The 1,294-nt window shown below is 76.0% G+C and carries 2 protein-coding genes; both read right to left on the bottom strand.

Going from position 1 to position 1,294, the window contains the following annotated elements; translation table 11 throughout:
• Nucleotides 1-996: pyruvate ferredoxin oxidoreductase (gene porA, locus DI269_RS13005; protein ID WP_112136553.1), on the bottom strand; the 996-nt coding region annotated here is incomplete at its 3' end.
• A gap of 22 nt (nt 997-1,018) precedes the next feature.
• Nucleotides 1,019-1,294, bottom strand: a 276-nt coding sequence (locus tag DI269_RS13010; RefSeq protein WP_198667388.1) for a 2-oxoacid:acceptor oxidoreductase family protein, incomplete at its 5' end; no start/stop codon positions are given.

Below are 1,294 nucleotides of genomic sequence, written 5' to 3' on the forward strand. Positions count from 1 at the left end.
GACCTCGGTGCCGAGCACCCCGCCGCCGCCGGCCGGCAGGGCCCGTTCGAGCACGACCACGCGGTCGCGGCCGGCGACGGCGGCTCGGATCGCCTCGACCGGGAAGGGGCGGAAGGCGACCAGGCCCAGCGCCCCGACGTCGGCGCCGGTGTCGCGCGTCGCGTCGACGGCGTCCTTGAGGGTCCCGGTCACCGAGCCCATCGCGATCACGAGGGTCCGGGCGCCCTCGGCTCGGTAGGGCTCCGCGACGGCCGGGACGGGCCGGCCGGTGAGCGCCGCGAACTCGGCGGCGACCAGCGGCAGCCGGTCGAGGGCGCGGGCGGCGTTCTCGTGGGCGAGGCAGCGGACCTCGGTGAACGCCTCGGGGCCGACCATGGCGCCGATGGCGACCGGCTCGTCGGGGTCGAGGACCTGGCGGGGCCGGAACGGGGGCAGGAACGCCTCGACCAGGTCCGGCCCGAACAGGTCGACCGGTTCGAACGCGTGGGTGAGCACGAACCCGTCGACGCAGACCATGACCGGGAGGGAGACCTCCTCGGCGAGCCGGAAGGCCACCGGGTGCAGGTCGGCCGCGTGCTGGTTGTCCAAGGCGTACAACTGGATCCAGCCGGAGTCGCGCTGCGACAGCGAGTCGGAGTGGTCGTTCCAGATGTTGATCGGCGCCCCGATCGCCCGGTTGGCGACGGTCATGACGATCGGCAGCCCGAGCCCGGCGGCGTTGTAGAGGGCCTCCGCCATGAACAGCAGCCCCTGGCTCGCGGTCGCGGTGTAGGCGCGGGCGCCGGTGGCCGAGGCCCCGATGGCGACCGAGAGGGCGGCCATCTCGCTCTCGACGTTCACGTACTGCGCCCGGCCGAGCGTCCCGGCGCGGGCCATGGCGGCCAGGGCCTCGACGATGTGGGTCTGGGGCGAGATGGGGTAGGCGCACACCACGTCGGGGCGGCACGCCGCGACCGCCCGGGCGACGGCCCGCGAGCCCTCGATCTGTTCGCGCATGGTCCTCTCCGTTTCCGCCGCACTAGTCCCGGGCCCGCTGGGCCCGCAGCGTGCGGTACCCCCGCAGGGGCTCCCGCCGGCGCCGCTCGGCGGCCACCAGCTCGTACGCCTCGGCGGCCGCGCGGACGTTCGCCTCGCCGGTCTCGCCGCCGAACCTGCCGCGGATCGCCTCCAGCAGCGACTCCAGCGCCAGCACCTCGGTGAGCGCGGCGAACCCGCCGAGCAGCGCGGGGCCCGGCATCGGCCGGCCCAGTCGCTCGCGCGCGATCCGGTTCGCGTCCACCGCCGCGGCCCGCCC

Origin of the sequence: Glycomyces dulcitolivorans, from assembly GCF_003265355.1 — a bacterium.
Taxonomy (GTDB): Bacteria; Actinomycetota; Actinomycetes; order Mycobacteriales; family Micromonosporaceae; genus Glycomyces; species Glycomyces dulcitolivorans.